The following is a 19,571-nucleotide window of genomic DNA, read 5'->3' as shown; positions in this document are numbered from 1 at the left end:
CGAATTCGTAGGTGTAGTCGGTGATGACGACGAAGACCTGGTCGTTGCCGATCGCGGCGATCCCCTGCAGGATATGCAGCACACCGCTGGTGACCAGCAAGATCGCGGCAACGATCATCGTGTCGGCGGCGATCTCCTGGCGGACGGTCGACTTGTCGGTCACGACGATTCACCTCTCGGGACGCCGATGTTGTATGCCCGTTCTCAGTGTGCACCGCTCACCAGGCGTTTGATCCGCGATTGCGCGCATTTCAATCAGACAGAGGTTCTGGAGTCGGGTCCCGAGGAGGTGAATGAACTCGAAATGGCGCATCGGGGGGCGGTGCAGTTTCGGTGATGACGATGCGGGTCAACAGCCTTCGGTGGTGTGGGTCGGCAGGTCGAGCACGGCGGTGAAGGAACCCGGTGGCAGTGTCCGGTTTTGCCGATCGGCTCCGTTGCCGGTCGGCAGGATTTGGGTCACCGCCCAGGCGGCGGTGTAGTCGTCGTGTTCCTCGAGTTCCCGCCGGGCCGTGGGTGAGCAGACGTGCGAGCAGCCCGCCCGCCGGGAGAAGCCGGGCCGAGTGCACGTCGATGCCGTGTCCACCCGTGGATCGGGGTGTCATGAGTCCGTCGGCGGTGCGCGCCGTGCCCGAAGGATCAGGTGGTGAGCCGGGCTGCATCCTGGCGGGCGCGGCGGGCGGCCTGCAGCTCGAGCCCGTAGAGCAGGCCGAAGGTGAATCCGTTCTCGCCGCCGGTGCTCCCGGCGCGGGCACCGAGGGTGCGGAGGGTGCCCAGGGCCATCACGCTGTCCTGGTGCTCCCCGAGAACCTTCTGAATCTTTTTGTATTCGGCGATCCTCTTCTTGCCCTTCATCTTCCCGACCAGCCCGCGGGTGAGTTCGCCGGCGTAGCGGGCCCGCTTCGCGGCCTTCCGGGCGCGGTGCAGGGCCTCGTCGCCGCCGTCGTCGAGGGCGGCAGCCAACCTCTTGTCCGCCTTGCGGCGCGCCTTCCGTGCGGCCTTCTTCAGCACCCAGGCCCCGGAGGTGGCGTCCTCGGTCAGCGGCGGATCGGTGCGCCACCGCGCCAGCGCGGCGAGCACCGCCCGGTACCGGTCACCGTCGACGGTCGCCATCACCTCCGCCCGGTATCGGAGTTGCTCGGCAAGCAGATCGTTCTCGATCCGGGCGGCGACCGGACCCAGCACCAACTCCTCGGGCAGGTCGCTGACCGCGGCGGCGAACCGGGCGCGCTGGACCTGCCGGTCCCGCACCTCACCGAGCACCCCCGCGTACCAGGACAACTCCTCGTCGAGCCGCGCCCGGGCGGCGGGGTCCAGCATTTTCTTGAACACCCGCAGGGTGCTGCGGAACCGCCGGATCCCGACCCGGGTGGCATGGACCGGGTCCAACCCGCGGCGCAGCCACACGTCGCCGCCGACGATCGCCTGAACCTGGGTGTCGAGATAGGCGGTCAACAATTCCCGGACCACCTCCGCGCCGGAGTCGTCGTCGGCGGAGCTCGGACCGTCCGGGTTCAGCGCCCGGGACAGCTTCGACGGATACCGGGACGGGTGGGCGTCGTGGCCGGAATCAGTGTCGCAGGCCCGGGCATCGGTCGTGTAGGTGTCCGAAGGCTGCTCTGCAAGCGTCCCGGAGCCGAATCGACTGTCAGTTTCACAAGTCGTGTACACGACGAGCAGAGCATTCCGTGCGCAATGCACAGGTCTTCTGACATGAGCTTGTGAAGAAGAGGGTGGCCGATACGACATGGCACGGGGACGACAAGGCTGATATCGGGGGTCTTGGTTGAGAGAGACTGGGGGCATCCCGGGCGGCCCGACGTCGATATCCACAGATTGGACCTGCACCAATGTGAAGTCGGACCCTACCTGCCAATGGGGGCCCGGACTTACGGTTGAACGGAACAACCATGCGGTTCGTCCATCCGAGGAGGGCCGGTGGCCTGTCGTGGTGCTGGTCGTATGGCTTTGCGTTGACCGGCATAGGCCGAAGTGCTGACTCCTCACGTCATTGCTGATGCCCCGAGTCGAGAGGTTGAGACAGCCCATGGCAGAGGTCGACCCGTTGGCAACCCAGCGGGATTCCGTTTCGGCGGTCACGGTGGAGTTGGCTGCGGACGGGTTCGAAGGTGCAATCGAGATCGGACGGGGTGGCTTCGGCGTCGTGTATCGCTGCCTGCAGCCTTCTCTGGACCGCACGGTCGCAATCAAGGTGCTCACCGCCGACCTGGATCAGGACGGCCTCGAGAGGTTTGTCCGCGAACAGCAGGCGATGGGTAGATTGTCGGGGCATCCGAACATCGTCAACATCCATCAGGTCGGGGCCACTCGGAGTGGCCGACCCTACATCGTGATGCAGTACCACCCTGGCGGTTCAGTGGAGGAGAGGATCCGCCGGGTCGGCCCGTTCGACTGGGGTGAGGCGGTAGGCATCGGGGTCAAGCTAGCCGGTGCGCTCGAGACTGCGCACCGGCTTGGAATACTCCACCGCGACGTCAAGCCCGCGAACATCCTGATCACCGACTACGGGGAGCCGCAGTTGACCGATTTCGGCATTGCGCGGATTACCGGAGGCTTCGAGACGTCCGTCGGCACGGTATCGGGCTCGCCGGCATTCACTGCCCCAGAGGTGCTCCAGGGCGAGCCGTCCACGCCGGCGACGGACGTCTACGGCCTGGGCGCGACGTTGTTCTGCGCAATCACAGGTCACGCCGCGTTCGAACGCCGGAGCGGCGAGCAACTGGTCGCGCAGTTCCTGAGGATCACCACGCAGCCGATCCCGAACATACGCGGGGAGGGTATTCCACCGAAGGCGTGCGATGTCATCGAACGGGCCATGGCCAGCAGTCCCGCCGATCGTCCCGCCACTGCCGCCGAGTTCGGGGCCGAACTCCAAGAGGTCGAACGGAGGAGCGGGCTCAACGTGCAAGAGATGGTCGTGCCCGGCGCTGCCGCTACCACTTCGCCGGGTGGCGAGCTTTCCCGACAGGCGAGACCCTCACACGGCACGCCGTCGAGCGTCATGGTCGACGATCTCGAGCGCGGCCGGGCCGCGTACCGAGCCCAAGCGTGGGACGAGGCGTACGCGTTACTCAGCGACGCGGACGAATCAGTGGCACTCGATCCGGACGATCTCGAGGCGCTCGCCGAGTCCGCCCACTTCACCGGCAGGAGCGAACAGAGTGTGGAGGCGCGCACCCGGCTATACAACTACCGCGTGCGCAAAGGCGACAATCGCGACGCCGCCATGTGTGCGTTCCGAATCCATATCGTGTTGATGATGCACGGCGACCTGCCGCCGGCCATGGGATGGTTCGCCCGCGCCCAACGCCTGCTGCAGCAGGAGCCCGAGTGCGCCGTGCACGGCTACCTGTGCGTCGCCGAGGCCGAGGCACACTTCCATCGCGGAAATCTGGACGGATCCCTTGATCTGGCTCGTCGCGCGACCACGATCGGCACCCATTTTGCAGATCCCGATCCGATGAACATCGGCCTGCACCAGGCGGGCCGCGTCCTCGTCGCGCTCGGTGACATCGACGGTGGAACGACCCTGCTCGACGAAGCGATGGTCGCCGTTGTCGCCCGCGAGGTGAACGCCACCAGCTCCTGGTGGATCTACTGCAGCTCGATCAACGTGTGCGAGTACATGTCGGACTTCGGCCGTGCCAGCGCGTGGACATCCGAATTCGAGAAGTGGGTGCGCACGCAGCACGGCGCCACAGCGATGTCCGGTTCGTGCCGGATGCACCGATCCCGGATCCTGCGCCTGCACGGAGAATGGACCGACGCCGAACGCGAGGCGCGGCAGGCCTGCGCGGAGCAAAACGGCACCATCGCGATGGACGCGGGCCAGGCCTGGTACGAGATCGGTGAGATCCGGCGGCTGGTCGGTGACCTTCCCGCCGCGGAGGAGGCGTTCGGGCACGCCGGTGGCTACGGCTGGGACGTGCAGCCCGGCATGGCACTGTTGCGGGCAGCGCAGGGTCGCACCGACGCCGCCGCCGCCGGTCTGGCGCGGGCACTGGCCGAACATCCCGCGGACCGTCTCGCGAGGGCGAAACTGCTCCCGGCGCAGGCAGAAATCGCGATCGCCTCGGGGAACCTGCAACTCGCACGCGCGGCCGCCGAGGAACTTGCCGCCATGGTGGTCAGCGCCCCGCCGGCCGTCCGGGCCGCGGCGGCACAGATTGCGGGTGCGGTGCGGGTTGCCGACGGCGACCCCGCCGGCGCGCTGCCCGATCTCCGAGCCGCCGTGCAGATCTGGGCGGACCTCGACGTGCCGTACGAGGCCGCACGCAGCCACCAGCTGATCGGACTGGCCTGCCGTGCGATCGGCGACGAGGACACCGCACGACTCGAATGGGAGACCTGCCGTGCGGTGTTCAGCCGACTGGGCGCGGTGCCGGACCTGCAGCACACCGACGAACTACTCGGGTGTGCCCAACCACCGACACCGCCGCCGGACGGTCTCAGCGCCCGTGAGGTCGAGGTGCTGCGTCTCGTCGCCGCCGGACTGACGAACCAGGATGTGGCAGAACATCTGTCGCTGAGCAGGAAGACCGTCGCCCGGCACCTGAGCAACATCTTCGCCAAGATCGGGGTCACCTCACGCGCCGCCGCGACCGCCTACACCTACCAACACGGCCTGGACTGACGTCGGTCCGTCGCTGTGGTGCGCGTCCAGACGGGCTGTATCACGGCATAGCGCAGCGGGAGATTAGGGCGGGGAGGCCGGCCGCCGCGCCCAAACGATTTCCGTGACCAAATCCGTCAGCTCGGCGGTCGACGAGGTGAAGGCAGGCGTGCGACACGCCTGTTCTCGATTCCGGATCGAGCGCGCCAGTGGGTCGAAATACCCATCGCGGCCGGTACGAGTGGGACGAGTACAACCATTGCCCGATGCGACGGCGACGAGCGAGCCATAGCCTCAAACCATGGCTCCACGAACGACTCCCGCGCCCCACAACGTACGGCAACTCTCGCCGGACACCTGTACGGCGACCCTCTCATGCGGGCGCGGATCCGTACGCACCCGCCTGGACGCGGTCCGGGTCCTCGCTGTCAGGAGTACCCCTCGACCTCGCCTCCGGTTACCCGGTGCAGCCCGGTCGACGTCGAACCCAGAGGCGACACCACGGTGCGGCCACCCGACCGCCCCAGAGGAGTGATTGTCGTGAACACCGCCACAGACCCGGACGGACCGGCGGATACCCGTGTGATGGGCATCGTCCACTCCGCCCTACGCCGTGACCTCGCCCGCGCGCGAAGCGCGCTCACCGAGCGACCGTATCCTTTCGATGCCCAGCGGGTCGCGATCGCCGAGCACCTCATCTGGATGATGAACTTCCTCCGCAATCACCACCGGTCCGAGGACGAGCACCTCTATCCACTAGTGCGGGCACGAAACCGCGGAGCCCGAGCGCTGCTGGATGACATGGACCACGACCACCGATCGATCGTTCCTGCAATGGAAGCACTGGAACGGGCTGCCACTAGCTACCGCGATTCGGCCGACGCCCGGGGCGAGGTGGTGGCTGCCGTGGACGTGTTGAGCGAATCCTTGCTGCCCCACCTCGCGCGTGAGGAGCGCGAGATGATGCCGGCCGTGTCGGCCACGATCACCGACACCGAATGGCGGCACTGGGACGAGGAATACAACATCAAGCCAAAGGGGCCGATCGAACTGTTCGACGAAGGACTGTTCATTATCGACTCAGCCGAACCCGACGACGCACTGGCCATCACCGAACTCGTGCCGCCGATACCACGCTGGCTCATGCTCAACGTGATGATCCGGCGCTACCGCGCAGGGGCGTTCCGGCGCTGGCGGACACCGCAGTTCTCACCGCTGCGCGCGCAGCTGCGTGGCCGTAGCGAAACGACATCGACCGCGTGCCCGACCACGGTGTGGTCCGTGCTGGCCGACGTCACCCGGGTCGGCGAGTGGAGCCATGAGTGCCGGCGAGCGCGCTGGCTCGATGGCGCAACAGCACCCGGGGTCGGCGAGCGATTCCGCGGCAGCAGCAAGTCCGGACTCATGCGGTGGAGCAGATCGTGCACCTTCACCGAGCTCGACGCACCGCACGAGATGGTATGGATCACGCACGGCGGAATCTACGGAGACAGCACCGAGTGGCGGTTCATCCTCGACTCGGATGGAACCGGAACCCGAATCGAACAGTCCTTTCGCGTCCTGAGCCTGCCGCGCTGGTTCGACCGGATGATTTCGCTGACCGTTCCGGCCCACCACGACCGCGGCAACGCCCTGCACGGGGATCTCGTTCGACTGGCACGACTAGCCGAGCGGGATCAGGAGTCCGGACCTCGCCTGCTGCCGAACATCGAAGCGAGTGCCCATCGAACCGAGAACACGCTGAGGACCCGGCCGATGTAGCCGACCAGCGCGTGGGGACAACAGGACCAATCGTAGGGAGACCCTACGAGCTTGCAGAGCGTTCCCTACGGAAAGCGTTTTGAGACACCATCAGTCCCACGTCGGGACGTTGCGGGGAGAGGAACCAAGACGATGAGCAGCACCGAAGACGTCAGAATCACCCAGAACGGCGCACCGGGCGGTCACTATGACACGACGCTGAGCAGCGCCGTCACAAGAGCACGCATCGCCCGCGCGGTCGCGGCGAACGAGGGAATCTCCACGCACCACCTCGCAGCCCTCCTTGACGTAATGGACTGGCCGATGCGGCAGCTCTACAGCTACGCGCAGGCATCAGGAGCCCGGGTTGACACCGAAGGCCGTTGGTGGCCCCGGCAGACGAATGGGCCGCTGTTCGGTGACTCCTTCCCTGTCTAGATCCCAACGCCATACGGAGCCAGTCGCATCGCGCTCCGCAGTAGCCGCAGAGGGGAGGAGGACTTCGACGGTGAACAGTCGCGGTGTTATCCGTGGCGACAACACGGGCGTGGACGGTGAGCGGTCGCGTCTGGCCGTGAACGGTCAGATCGCCGTCGAGATGCACGTGTCCGACGCAGAACCGATGTCCGCGGAAATCGACAACCCGGCAACTGGCGACTCCTCGCACCGAACAAGGTGCCCCGCGCTCAGCACGCTCGCTGTACACCAACCATTTTCACAGACCGGTTAGGAGATCATCATGGGATGGGACGACTTTCACCGACGGAACCGCGCAATCGACGCAGTTCTCGATTATGCCCACCGCACAGGGCAAACATCACTGCCATTTGAGGAAGTTCCTGAAGTCACCACCATCTTCGAGCACAGAAAAGACCTATTTCTCGCGCTACAGGCAAAATGGTCGAGAACCCTGGCGGGCTATATGGAATACGAACTGTACGATGATGAAGAAAATTCGGGAATGAATTCCGAGTACTTGGCTGAGGTGGCGTGGAATAACGCCGTTGCCAGGCAGCCGACGCTACGAAGGCTTCTCGACAGCAACGAGTTCCTTCTCATCAAGGGGCGGTGGGCTGTATCGGCACGAGAGTTCGCCAGCTCGTCCTAGTTCTTACCTGAATCTTTCGCGGTGATCGGGGCAGGGGAACCAGTGTGGTCATCCATGGCCGCGGAGGTCACCGACGTTTCGGCAAAAGCAAACCGGGTAGTCCCCAACCGATCACCGAGTGCCACCCAGGTCTTCCCCTCCGCAACACCGGCGGGGGAAAGCTTGCAAGGTGCAGTTCACACCCATTTTTCCAACCCAAGGAATTGAGTGCCATGCCGGTCGTCGAGCAGTCCGTCGTCATTTCCCGCCCCGCCTCCGAGGTGTGGGACTTCATCACCACTCCGGAGAACTGGCCGACCTGGGAATCGTCGATAGTCGAATGCGACCAGGTCACCGACAATCCGATCGGGGTCGGCACCCGATGGCACGGGGTGACCCGAATACTGGGTAAGCGGTTCGACTGGATGACCGAATTCACCGAGTATCAGCCGGCGAAGGTGGGCACCTCCAAATCGGTGGAGGGCAAGTTCGGCTTCACCGCGACCACCAAGCTCGAGGAGGTCGACGGCGGCACCCTGTTCACCTATCGGGTCGACAGCGAAAGCGGTCTCGGAGGGGTCTTCGGCAAGCTCGCCGACCCCATCGTGACCAAGGCCTACTCCCGCACCATGCGGGCCAGCCTGGACAACCTCGCCGACCTGCTCAACACCGACAACTGACCCGGCCCGGGCTTATCGAAACTCAGTGAGGAGGCTGAGTTCTCGATGCCACTGCCCGGGTGCCTGCGCTTCCCGCGAAAGGACCGTTCAGCCGCACGACACCGAGCGCGTCGATCGTCAGCGTCCCCGGTACTGGAAGCCGTGACCTCAACCCACGCCATGGAACACGATGGTGATCGAGCGCGCGAACACCCGGGTGGTGGCGAGGTTCGGGGCGGGTGCGGTGAAGTTGCCATCGCGGGCCACGGCGTTTCGAGTAGTTGGAGCGGCGGCATCCGACGTTCCGGTTGAGCACGAAGCGACGGCATCGTCGGGAACATGGCGGCGACGCCCTCGGCAAGCATCGAGGGCCGAAACCGGTTGACGCTGTATCGGTCCCGGAAGAACAGCTGCTCGCGGGTGACGCACACGGCATGAGCGTTACGACCCAGGCGCCCCCCGCATCGTGATGTCTACCGAAGAAATGCACGAGTCCTTTTCATGGTTGAAGTCTGTCTCATCGGCCACGTCAGCCGCGCCACCATCAACTGGGCCGCCCCAGATCACTTCGAATGGGAAACCCGCGTCGCCGCCTGCGACGGAAGAGCGACGAACTCGCCACCTTCCTCGCCGACAAGACTCGCAAATGCACCCAATCGCTTTCCGTGACCATATCCGTCAGCTTGCCGGTCGACGAGGTGAAGGCCAGGCGCGCGACACGCCTCGCTTCCGGATCGAGCGCGCCAGTGGGTCGAAATACCCATTGCGGCCGGTGCGCGTGGGGCGAATACAACCATTGCCCGATGCGATAGCGACGAGCGCAGCCCTAGCCTCAAACCATGGCTCCACGAACGACTCCCGCCCCCCACAACGTACGGGCAACTCTCGTCGGACATACCCCGCCAGCCGGGCCGATAAGCCAGCCCAGCCCCCGGATGGTGCGTCCGGACTCCAGTTCGAAGCGTCCTCATGGAGGAGTAACTCATGAATAACGACCAGCATCTCAAGCACCTCGGCGAGCTGGCGGTGGCACTGGGCATAGGGCTTGCGGTCGCGCCGGCCGGCATGGCGGTGGCAGCACCGTCCGTCGGTGACTCGTCCACGTCGTCGAGTTCCAACTCGTCCGACCAGACATCGTCCGACGGGAGATCCACGGACCGATCCACGGACGGGACTTCGTCGGACCGGACGTCATCCGGCACATCGCGTACCGACTCGGACTCGTCGAGCGGCAGATCCGGATCGTCCACGACAGGCGACTCGAACACGGATTCACAATCCACGTCCGGCACGGATTCACAATCCACGTCCGGCACGGATTCACAATCCACGTCCGGCACGGATTCACAATCCACGTCCGGCACGGATTCACAATCCACGTCCGGCACGGATTCACAATCCACCTCCGGCACCGATACCCAATCCACCACGGGCACCGAATCCACGTCCGCCACCTCGAACGACGACATGAACGGGTCCGGCGCGACGACCCCCGACACCGACAAGGCACCCGACCCCACGACACCCGACAGCTCGTCGACGGCGAACGGCGGCGGCATGCCGGATTCGGGCACGACAGCAGACGGGTCCGAGCAGGTCGGATCGAGTTCTGACACCCAGGCACCGGCCACGATCGACGAGTCCGGTGTCACGATCGCGCCGGACGACCGGCCTCCGGCACGAGCAGTCACCGAGCCATCGGATTCGTCCGCGTCATCGGCACCCGCACAGGGTCACGACCGCGCACCTGCGGGAAGCGCCATTGCGCCGAACCCCCCGACCACCCCGGTGACGGGCAGCTTCGGCACGGCACTCGGCCCGCCCGCCACGGCGGAGGACCCGGCAGCGCGCGGACCCGCCCCGGCCGCGCCGGCAGCGATTCCGGACGCAGTTCCGGCGACGGCGACGGCTCCCGCGATCACCACGATCGACGGGACGACAGCCCCGACACGCCAGGTATCCGACACCCGTGCCGATGCACCGCACGTCGGGACGCAGGCATTGGCCCCGTCTCTCCCCGCCCCGGCGGTGGACGTCGCATCCAGCGTCGTGTCGAAGGTGCTCGGAGCCCTCGGGCTACGTCCGTTCCTGTCGAATGACCCAAACGTACCGATCGAGTCGCCGACGTTCTGGGCGCTGGCCGCGGCATGGTGCCGTCGACAGGAGAAAGCCATCACCGCCGACGCGAGCCGAGCGCTGGCTGCCGCCCCCGCCACGACCAGCGAGCCGATCGAATCGTTCGCCGCCGCGAGCACCGCATCCACCGGCACGACCTCTGCATCCACTGCCGGGCCGATCGTCGGTGTGCCCGACCGCAGCACCGGTTCGGTACTCGGCTCGATCAATGCGTCCGGAACCCAACTCGGTTACACGGTCGCCGGACCGCCGAGCCGCGGAACGGTCACCGTCGACGCGACCGGCGGCTTCACCTACACCCCAACCCAGGTGGCGCGCCAGGCGGCCGCGCTGGACCCGAGCGCCGATTACGACTCGTTCACCGTCACCGTGACCTCCGGGCAGTCCAGCAACCCGGTGACCGTGCAGGTGCCGGTGTCTGCGGCACAGATGCAGGTCGCGCAGTCCACCACTGTCGGGTCCAACCCGTCCGGTGCGGTGTTCGCCGGCACCAGAACCTATGTGGCAAACCAGGGTTCGAAGAGCGTATCCGTGCTCGACGCAGGCAACGCCGTCATCGGCTCGGTACCCGTCGGCACCTCGCCGACCGGCGTCGCGGCCAACCCCACCGGGACCCGGGTGTACGTCACCAACAGCGGCAGCGGCACCGTCTCGGTGATCAACACCGCCACCAACACGGTCGTCGCCACCGTCAAGACCGGCATCACACCCAGCGCCGTCGCCGTCAACCCTGCCGGCACCCGCGCGTACGTCACCAACAGCGGCAGCGGCACCGTCTCGGTGATCGACACCGCCACCAACACGGTCGTCGCCACCGTCAAGACCGGCATCACACCCAACGCCGTCGCCGTCAACCCCGCTGGCACCCGCGCGTACGTCACCAACCGCAGCAGCAACACCGTCTCGGTGATCGACACCGCCACCAACACGGTCGTCGCCACCGTCAAGACCGGCACCACACCCAGCGCCGTCGCCGTCGCCGACACACCCACCGGCACCCGCGTGTACGTCACCAACCGCGCCAACAACACCGCCTCGGTCATCGACACCGCCACCAACACCGTCGTCGCCACCGTCGCCGTCGGTTCCCAGCCGACCGCCGTGCGCGTCACCCCCGACGGAAGCGCAGCCTATGTCGTCTCCAATCCGGACAGGCTGACCGTCATCGACACGCGCACCAACACCGTCGTGTCCACCCTCTCCATCGACTCGCCCGCCGAGTCCGGCGACCACTCCATCGCGCTGAGTGCCGACGGTTCCCGGATGCTCCTCACCGACGCGACCGACGGGCGGGTCCGGGCCTTGACGCTCACCCACGTGAACTCCGCGCCCGAAGCGAGCTGGACGGCCGGCGCACCTCGGGCGTCCGACGGCGCGGTCGTCGTCACCCTCGTCGACCCCAGAGACCCGGATGGCGACCCGGTGACCTTCACGAACGCTGCGCCCGGGTCCGGATCGGTCACCTCCGACGGCTCGACCTTCACCTACACCCCGACCGTCGCCGCCCGCGACCTCGCCCTGCAAACGCCGGGAGAGGACGCCGACCACTTCACCATCGCCCTCGCAGACGGCCACACGGTGACGAACATCGTTGTCAACGTTTCCGTCTCACCGACGCAGGTTCCGGATGTACTCGAGGTCGACTCGACATCGATCCCGGCGGGAGGCAGCCCGACCGGCGCGGTTCTCGTCGGCGACCGGCTGTACGTCGTGAGTGAGGACGGCTTCGTGCAGGTCGTCGACCGCGACACCAACACGGTCGTCGGGGCGCCGATCGCGGTCGACTGGGCGTCGTCGAACATCGCGGCCGCCCCGGCGATCGACCGGGTGTACGTCAACAGCCCCTATACCGGCACCATCTCGGTGATCGACACGACCACCGACACCGTCGTCGACACGATCTGGCTGCCCACCTCCCCCGACTTCCAGGGCTATTCCCTGGCGCAGGAGTTGGCCGTCAGCCCCGACGGGACGCGCCTCTACGCCAGCGGTGAGGACGGCACCGTGTCTGTCATCGACACCGCAACGAACGACGTGATCACTTCTCAGCCCCTCGGATACTTCACCGATCTGGCCGTCAGCGGGGACGGCCGTCACCTGTACGGCACGAGCGGCGCGTCCGTTACCGTGATCGACACCGCATCCATGACCAGGACGGCGGAGGTCACCGTCGGGCCTGTGTGGGACCTCACCCGCTCGAGCAGCGAGTTCACCGATGTCACCAGCAGTGTCGCCGTCAACGCGGACGGCACCCGAGCCTATGCCACGTACCACGTCAGCACGGTGGAACTCGCCACCGGCGGCTACTCCAACGGACAGTTCATCGTCGACCGCACAGGACGGACCTGGCGCGTGACGGGCGGATACGAGGTCGTCACGGTGATCGACGTCGACCGGACCAGTACCACCTACGGGACCCAGCTCGCGACGGTCCGGCTGCCCGAGGGAGCACACGACGTGGCGATCAGCGCCGACGGCGATCTACTGTACGTCTCCGGCGCGGACGGCCGGACCGTCTCGGTGATCGACACCTCGACATACGCCGTCCTCGGGACCTTCGTCACCGACCCCGACGGCTCGCCCTCCGGGACGTACGGACCCTACCGATTCCTGCTCGTCGACCCCGACACCGCCGGAACGCTGTACGTCACCGACTACGCCGACGGTGCCGTGTATGCAGTCACCGGCGCACCGGGCGGCGCACCCGCCGCTGTGCTCACCTGACCGAACCGACACGCCGGATGACGCGAACGGCCCCCGATCCCTTGCGGAGCGGGGGCCGATTCGTCGGACGCGACCAGCGGTAGTCGGAACCGCATCCGTAGTCGTCCAGCGTAACCGCAGCACCAGTGCCCTCGCCGAAGCCTTCCGGGCTGTACTGGTCGTCGTAGGACGGCACGGCGTACGCCGCGGCGCGCCTCCTCGGTCGGCTGCACCCGGATGTTCCGGTACCGGTTGATGCCGGTGCCGGCCGGGATCAGCTTGCCGATGATCACGTTCTCCTCGAGACCGATCAGCCGCTTGTCCGAGCGGCAGTTGATCGCCGCGTCGGTCAGCACCCGAGTGGTCTCCTGGAACGACGCCGCCGACAGCCGCTGAGCACCGGACGACCCGACCCGGGCTCGCCGCGCCCTCGGCGACGACGCGACGGTTCGCGGACTCGAACTCGCTACGCTCGACCAACGAACCGGGCAGGAACTCCGTCGCACCCGAGTCGATGATCGTCACGCGACGCAGCATCTGGCGCACTATGACCTCGATGTGCTTGTCGTGGATCGACACACCCTTGGCTCCGGTACACCTCCTGGACCTCGTTGACCAGGTGGATCTGCACCTGGCTCGGGCCCATCACGCGCAGCACCTCGTGCGGATCGGCAGCGCCCTCCATGAGACCTTGAAGCTGTGCGCGACGTCGCACACCACCTCAGAGAACTTGACCGGAAAACGGTCATTACTGAGGCACCGCACCAGCGAGGAAACTCCACCACCGACTGAAAGCTCGCTTCAGACATCTGGTCCCGCCATGTCGAGATGATCGGCCCCACGCGGGCCTAAGCCTGAATTCACCGATCGACTGATGTGCGCGTGCTGAGTTTCGTTGTGCGCCAGTGAGTAGGTTCCGGGCGTGGGTGATCGTCCGACCTCTCGTGTCGGGTTGTTCCACTGGCTCTTTCGCGTCGAGGTCGGGCAGGCGTCGCAGCTGTTAGACGATGATGGGGTGATTGCGGCAGAAGGTATTGTCGAACAGGGCATTCCACGCTGTTTCCCACGGCCAGCCCTGCGGGAGGTGCAGCGTCAACCGTCTCGCTGAGGACGCGATGCGAGCCGGGACCGAGACGATGGTGCGCCGGATGGTGCCGGTGGTCGCCTTCGCCAACCGCGGATCGCCGGTAAGGGTGCCGGCGGCGCGGGTGAGATTGAACGCCATCACCGCGCAGACCAGCCAGGCCACTCGAATCTCTCGCTGGCTCCACCGCCGCCGCGATTGATGTGTCTCACGGATCAGTGCGTCAGAAACGGCCGATATCTTCAGTCCGTCCCCAGCCGTCTTTCATGTAGACGACGGGGCGATCCAAGGGTGGATACTGCGTGGTGGACAGGTCACTTTCACCGAGATCCACGACGCAGACGCGGCGGCCGATGCCACTGCTACTTCCTGGTGGCATGTCCCGTGACTTCCCGGTGTCAGCATCCGGGGACGTTCGCCACCCTTCCGCCTCGGCCGCCGCGGCACGCGGCGCAACGTCTTACAAGGATGACTGCGATGTCGCTTGTGGATCGCGCACAGCACGGTCGAGGATCCTGCCCTAGCCGGTCGTGTCCGGGAACGCCGCTGGCGGCGGCGCCGCCCCCTCCCGCGTGAACCGATGCCGGGCGGAGACCGGTCGGCTGCGCAGTCCGGGCACGATCACGGGCCTGCCGGCCGCGCGCCGTGGGGTCGTTGCGTCCGGCCGTCGGTAGGTCGAGCGAGACCTCGGCCGTCGGTGCCGCGCCTGCGGCTCGTGCTGGGAGGGGGAGGGTTTATCGCATCGGGATCGGGTAAGCCCGCTCCATGGTCACCGAACAGCAACCCCACCGGCATCCACCGCGGTCGAGCGAGTTCCCCGACCCCCGGGCGACGGATGCTCGGGAGGAGGAGCTACAGCGAACCCTGGTGCGGGTTGTGAAGCTCCTCTCGGCCAATGGGATCCGGTTCGCCGTGGCCGGCGAATGCGCCGCCTACCTGCTCGGCGGGCCACCCGCCGAGCAGGACCTGGTCATCGTCCTCACGCGCGAGGATGCGCAGCGGGCAGCCGAGGCGTTGGCCACCGCCGGAATGCGTGCCGCCGGTGAGCGCGAGGACCGGCTGAACACGGTCTATGACGGCGACACCCCGGTCGAGTTAGTGTTTCGTCGTCCGAACGCTGTCGAGGTCACCGAGCACCTGCTGGACCGGGCCTCACCGGTACAGATCGGTAGCGCCGCGGCTCCGGTGATCGCTGCCACCGACCTGATGATCGACAAACTTCACGAACTCGGCACGCATCGGTGCGACTTCGTGCCGATGGTGCAGCTCGCCCGGGTCCTGGGCGATCGGGTCGACTGGTCGGCCGTCGCCGACGCCACCGCCGACTCCCCCTACGCACGTGCCTTCCTCGGGCTCGTCACGGATCTGTCTATCGCGGCGGCGACACCCCGCGCCGCGGGTCGAGACGCGCGGTCGCATCCGACGACCTGACCATCGGTCCCGGACTCGGGCCGGCAGATGAGCATCACGCCACGGAAGGGCATGCAATGCGGTTCGACTCGGCCGATCCCGACCTTTGGCGGTCGGTGGTCGAGCGGGCCACGGACCTGGTGATGATGTCGGACTTCGTCTCCGGCCGCATCCTGTTTCTCAACCCGGCGGGAATCCGGCTGGTGGGCCTGCGCGACGCCGCCGACGCCCGCGCCCGGACCACCGCCGAATTCCTCACCGACGTCGGCCTGGCTCAGACCCCCGCGGTGGAGGCCGCCCTGACCAGCGACGGACACTGGGAGGGAATCAGCGAGCTGCGACACTTCGGCACCGGGGCACCGATCCCGGTGTCCGTCTCAATCTTCACCGTGCGCGCCGGGGAGGCCGGTCCGGCGGTGATCGCCATCATCGCGCGCGACCGCCGCCACCGCCGCACCCAGGATCACCGATTCCGGAAGGCACTCGAGTCGACCGCGCACCGCGCCCGCGAACAACACGCCCTGGCCGAACTCGGCCAGCTCGCCGTCGACGCCGACCTCGACACCCTGCTGCCCGCCGCCGCCGGTGCGGCCGCCACCCTGATCGGGGTGCAGTGCGCCTCGATCGCCCGGCTCACCGACACCGGCGACGCGCTCGACGTCGTCGCCTACCGCGGACAACCCCCGACCCCGCACGCCTTCGCCGCCGGGCCGGCGTCCCAGCCGGGATACGCCCTGGCCACCGGTGAGGTGGTGGTCTGCCCGAACCGGGAGCAGGAGACCCGGTTCGCCACCACCACGATGGCCGGGCGCGGGCTGCGTAGCGGCATCAGCGTGCCGATCGGCGACGGCGCCCCGTGGGGGGTGCTCACCGTGCACGGCGCCCGGCCCCGCGACTACACCGACCGCGATGTCGGGTTCCTGCGGGCGGTCGCCGCGGTGCTGTCCGCCGCGATCGGCCGGATCGACGCCGAAACCCGGGTATTGCATCAGAGTCTGCACGATCCGCTCACCGGACTGCCGAACCGCACCGCGGCGTACCGGCGGATCACCGCCGCCCTGCACACCGCCCACCGCGATCGCACCCTGCTGGCGTTACTGCTGGTCGATCTGGACGACTTCAAGATCGTCAACGACAGCCTCGGGCACGCCCACGGAGACGCCGTCTTGCAACGACTCGGGCGGCGCCTGGCCGGGGCGGTCCGCCCCGCCGACACCGTCGCCCGCCTCGGCGGCGACGAATTCGTCATCGTCTGCGAGGACATCGGCACCGCGGACACCGTCACCACCCTGGCCGCCCAGATCACCACCGCGCTGCGCATCCCGGACCACTCGACCGGAACCTCGGTGCCGCTGCGCGCGAGCATCGGCATCGCCGTCTCCGACGAGACCTGCACCGCCGAGGAACTGATCCGGCGGGCCGACCTGGCGATGTATCGGGCCAAGACCGCCGGCGCCGGCGGTCACGCGCTCTACCACCCGGGCGAGGGCGACAGCCACGACGCCGACCGGGTGCTGCAGATGTCCACCGACCTACGCACCGCGCTCGACCGCGACGAGCTGACCCTGCTCTACCAACCGATCGTCGACCTACGACGCGGCGCCGTCGTCGCGGTCGAGGCGCTGGTCGGGTGGGCGCACCCCACCCTCGGGAACATCAGCCGCACCGAGTTCGTCGCCGTCGCCGAACGCACCGGCCTGATCGGTCCCGTCGGCTCCTGGGGGCTGCGCACCGCCTGCCGGCAGGCCGCCGCCCGGCCGGCGCCCACCGGGACCGACGTCCGTGTCCACGTCAATGTCAGTACCGTGCAACTGCGCGACCCCGTCTTCGCCGACCAGGTCGCCGACATCCTCACCGACACCGGGCTGCCCGCGCACCGTTTGGGCCTCGAGATCAGCGAGACCGCGTCGGCGTCGGTGACCGCCCGCACCGTCGACACCCTGACCGCGCTGCACGAGTTGGGGGTCGTACTGCTGCTCGATCACCTCGGCACCGGACACGGCCCACTCGGGTATCTCATCCGGTACCCGATATTCGACTCCCTCAAGATCGACAGGTCCTACATCACCGCCCTCCCCGGGCCACGCCCCGAGGCCGTCGTCACCGCCTTCGTCACCATCGCCCGCGCCTACGGCGCCACCGTCATCGGTAACGGGGTGGAAACCAGGACCCAACTCGACACCCTCCACGCCTGCGGCTGCGACCAGGCGCAGGGCTCCTACCTCGCCGCACCCGCCCCCGCCGACACCGTCCCCGCACTGCAGCGAGACCACCGGGCCGGCGCCGACGGACCGAGCTCGGCACCCCCGCCAGCCCACTGACCCTGCAAAAGACGACCGGTGTCGAAAATCGATCCTTATTGGTCACGCGCTCTGACCGGCACATGCGCCAGGTCGGAGGCGTCGAAAACCCGTGTCGACAAACTATGTCGAAAAACCCTGACCGCCCGTATTGTCGACACATGCTGCGCGGCTACGCGCGGGTCTCCAGCGCAGACCAGAACCCCGACCACCAGATCGATGCGCCGCGCCGCGCCGGTGTGGCCGCCGAGAACATCCACGTCGACCACGCCGGTGGGGCGAAAGGTGTCGCAGACCGCAACTCGATCTGGTGCTGACGCGGCTACGCGAGGACGACGTCCTGGTGATCACCCGACTCGACCGGCTCGGACGGTCCATGCTGCACCTGATCACGCTCGGCGCCGACCTGCGCGAACGCGGCATCGGACTCGCCGAAGGCCGCGCCATGTTCGGCATGCTGTCGGTCCTCGCCGAATTCCAGCGCGAGCTGATCGTTGCCAACACCCGCGACGGACTGGCAGCCGCCCGGGCCCGCGGCCGGAAGGGCGGCCGGCCATCGAAACTGAGCCAGGATCAGATCGAACTCGCTCAACACCTGTACGACGCAGGCGATCACACCGTCGCACAGATTGCGGGCATGCTGAAAGTGCCCCGTACCACGGTGTACGGGCACCTAGACCAGCGAGCTCGAAACGGGACCACGCGTCGGATCCCCGAGGTCCCCGAAACTGCCGCAATCGCGCGGACTTCACGATCTTGCCCCACGTGCGGGCACGAGCCGACCACTCGGGCCGAGGCCTCCCATCAACGCGCCGATCTCGCCGTCATCTGGCTTCATCCGGACCCACAGCGTTCCGAGTCCCTAATTTGTCGGAGCCATTGCCGCCATTGCGAACCCGACCAACCGGCATTCGATATCGCGTGCGCCGTGTGCGGCGACGGTCCCATCCTGGCCGGTGCACTCGCTGAATCCGCCGCGGCCGAAGGCTTATCCGAGCCGGTTCAGCGGTGGCTCATCGCCGCCGGATGGGCAACTACTCCAACCCTGCGCCGTCCGGACCACAAATGAGAGAAATTCGCAGGCTCGCTAACATCCCGTCCTGGCTCGAACAACCCGGCAGGCTTCGAATTTGGCCCGCCCACCGTCGTGGCATGTACGAAGACGCGACGCCAGTACCACGCGGAATGCGCCCCGCTCCGGTCACGGGGCGGGGCGCATTTCACGTCACATGATTCGCAGGTTCCTCTCTCGATCTATCCTGTGGTGCCGCTCTCGGTGAGTCCGAGATCGGTGTAGCCGCTACTCGTTCCAGAATCCGTGGGTGTTCCGGGATCCGCACCGTATCCGCCGACGTCAGCTGGATCGGTGTAGCCACCGCTAGTGCCCGCATCGGCGTAGCCACTGCTAGTTCCCGGATCGGCGTAGGTCGTGCCCGGATCGGCGTACGTCGTGCCCGGATCGGTATACGACGTCCCGGGGTCCGTGTAGGTGCCGGGATCCGCGCCGGTACCGCCGACGTCAGCTGGATCGGGTGCGCTGTGCGGAGAATCGGGCATCGGTGCCACTGGGGCGGCCTCGACCGGCGGTGCCACTGGGGCGGCCTCGACCGGCGGTGCCACTGGGGCGGCCTCGACCGGCGGTGCCACTGGGGCGGCCTCGACCGGCGGTGCCACTGGGGCGGCCTCGACCGGCGGTGCCACTGGGGCGGCCTCGACCGGCGGTGCGACCGGGGCGGCCTCGACCGGCGGTGCCACTGGGGCGGCCTCGACCGGCGGTGCCACTGGGGCGGCCTCGACCGGCGGTGCCACTGGGGCGGCC

At 67.4% G+C, this 19,571-nt stretch carries 11 protein-coding genes and 4 pseudogenes; 10 read left to right on the top strand and 5 right to left on the bottom strand.

Annotated elements, in window-relative coordinates:
• Nucleotides 1–349: 349 nt before the first annotated feature.
• Together G9373_RS41125 and G9373_RS41120 are read right to left on the bottom strand one after the other, a co-directional pair.
• Nucleotides 350–586, bottom strand: coding sequence for a hypothetical protein (locus G9373_RS41125; protein ID WP_167120693.1), 237 nt, complete (start codon nt 584–586; stop codon nt 350–352).
• A 53-nt stretch (nt 587–639) separates the two neighbouring features.
• Nucleotides 640–1,557 (bottom strand): annotated as a pseudogene (locus G9373_RS41120) (CHAD domain-containing protein); the annotation flags it as partial.
• A 490-nt stretch (nt 1,558–2,047) separates the two neighbouring features.
• On the opposite strand from G9373_RS41120, the gene G9373_RS47205 reads away from it, so the two are divergent.
• The 6 genes from G9373_RS47205 (at nt 2,048) to G9373_RS41085 (ending at nt 12,979) form a co-directional block, all read left to right on the top strand.
• On the top strand, nt 2,048–4,654 hold the full coding sequence (locus tag G9373_RS47205) for a protein kinase (RefSeq protein WP_240961030.1): 2,607 nt from the start codon (nt 2,048–2,050) through the stop codon (nt 4,652–4,654).
• 519 nt (nt 4,655–5,173) lie between these two features.
• The gene (locus G9373_RS41105) at nt 5,174–6,394 is read left to right on the top strand and encodes a hemerythrin domain-containing protein (RefSeq protein ID WP_061040516.1); all 1,221 of its coding nucleotides are present in this window, start codon (nt 5,174–5,176) and stop codon (nt 6,392–6,394) included.
• Nucleotides 6,395–6,526: 132 nt separating this feature from the next.
• Nucleotides 6,527–6,811 (top strand): hypothetical protein, encoded by a 285-nt coding sequence (locus G9373_RS41100; RefSeq protein ID WP_133987608.1) that lies wholly within the window; start codon nt 6,527–6,529, stop codon nt 6,809–6,811.
• A 301-nt stretch (nt 6,812–7,112) separates the two neighbouring features.
• Nucleotides 7,113–7,481 (top strand): hypothetical protein, encoded by a 369-nt coding sequence (locus G9373_RS41095; RefSeq protein ID WP_133987607.1) that lies wholly within the window; start codon nt 7,113–7,115, stop codon nt 7,479–7,481.
• A 212-nt stretch (nt 7,482–7,693) separates the two neighbouring features.
• Nucleotides 7,694–8,140, top strand: coding sequence for an SRPBCC family protein (locus G9373_RS41090; protein ID WP_061040520.1), 447 nt, complete (start codon nt 7,694–7,696; stop codon nt 8,138–8,140).
• A gap of 1,446 nt (nt 8,141–9,586) precedes the next feature.
• Nucleotides 9,587–12,979, top strand: a complete 3,393-nt coding sequence (locus G9373_RS41085; protein ID WP_240961029.1) for a VCBS domain-containing protein — start codon at nt 9,587–9,589, stop codon at nt 12,977–12,979.
• A 76-nt stretch (nt 12,980–13,055) separates the two neighbouring features.
• Here the strand turns inward: G9373_RS41085 and G9373_RS41080 are convergent.
• A pseudogene (locus G9373_RS41080) lies at nt 13,056–13,646 on the bottom strand (DNA-directed RNA polymerase subunit beta'); the annotation flags it as partial.
• A gap of 312 nt (nt 13,647–13,958) precedes the next feature.
• Nucleotides 13,959–14,204 (bottom strand): annotated as a pseudogene (locus tag G9373_RS41075) (IS1380 family transposase); the annotation flags it as partial.
• Between the two features lie 603 nt (nt 14,205–14,807).
• Here G9373_RS41075 and G9373_RS41070 point away from each other — a divergent pair.
• From G9373_RS41070 to G9373_RS41060, 4 genes are all read left to right on the top strand, one after another.
• Nucleotides 14,808–15,473, top strand: coding sequence for a hypothetical protein (locus tag G9373_RS41070; protein WP_133987605.1), 666 nt, complete (start codon nt 14,808–14,810; stop codon nt 15,471–15,473).
• Between the two features lie 56 nt (nt 15,474–15,529).
• Nucleotides 15,530–17,773, top strand: a complete 2,244-nt coding sequence (locus G9373_RS41065; RefSeq protein WP_061043191.1) for a sensor domain-containing phosphodiesterase — start codon at nt 15,530–15,532, stop codon at nt 17,771–17,773.
• Between the two features lie 140 nt (nt 17,774–17,913).
• The gene (locus G9373_RS47200) at nt 17,914–18,069 is read left to right on the top strand and encodes a recombinase family protein (protein WP_240961028.1); all 156 of its coding nucleotides are present in this window, start codon (nt 17,914–17,916) and stop codon (nt 18,067–18,069) included.
• Nucleotides 18,063–18,821 (top strand): recombinase family protein, encoded by a 759-nt coding sequence (locus tag G9373_RS41060; protein ID WP_346842912.1) that lies wholly within the window; start codon nt 18,063–18,065, stop codon nt 18,819–18,821. The genes G9373_RS47200 and G9373_RS41060 overlap by 7 nt, the downstream gene beginning before the upstream one ends.
• 185 nt (nt 18,822–19,006) lie before the next feature.
• Here the strand turns inward: G9373_RS41060 and G9373_RS46030 are convergent.
• Nucleotides 19,007–19,571: pseudogene (locus tag G9373_RS46030) on the bottom strand (hypothetical protein); the annotation flags it as partial.

This window comes from Rhodococcus sp. A14 (assembly GCF_011603105.1).
GTDB lineage: Bacteria > Actinomycetota > Actinomycetes > Mycobacteriales > Mycobacteriaceae > Rhodococcus_F > Rhodococcus_F opacus.
This window is presented reverse-complemented; position numbering and strand designations above follow the sequence as displayed.

Excerpts from the sequence above, each read along its gene's own strand:
- G9373_RS47205 (WP_240961030.1), top strand. The coding sequence starts at position 2,048 with ATGGCAGAGGTCGACCCGTTGGCAACCCAGCGGGATTCCGTTTCGGCG.
- G9373_RS41100 (WP_133987608.1), top strand. The coding sequence starts at position 6,527 with ATGAGCAGCACCGAAGACGTCAGAATCACCCAGAACGGCGCACCGGGC.
- G9373_RS41095 (WP_133987607.1), top strand. The coding sequence starts at position 7,113 with ATGGGATGGGACGACTTTCACCGACGGAACCGCGCAATCGACGCAGTT.
- G9373_RS41090 (WP_061040520.1), top strand. The coding sequence starts at position 7,694 with ATGCCGGTCGTCGAGCAGTCCGTCGTCATTTCCCGCCCCGCCTCCGAG.
- G9373_RS41085 (WP_240961029.1), top strand. The coding sequence starts at position 9,587 with ATGAACGGGTCCGGCGCGACGACCCCCGACACCGACAAGGCACCCGAC.
- G9373_RS41070 (WP_133987605.1), top strand. The coding sequence starts at position 14,808 with ATGGTCACCGAACAGCAACCCCACCGGCATCCACCGCGGTCGAGCGAG.
- G9373_RS41065 (WP_061043191.1), top strand. The coding sequence starts at position 15,530 with ATGCGGTTCGACTCGGCCGATCCCGACCTTTGGCGGTCGGTGGTCGAG.
- G9373_RS47200 (WP_240961028.1), top strand. The coding sequence starts at position 17,914 with ATGCTGCGCGGCTACGCGCGGGTCTCCAGCGCAGACCAGAACCCCGAC.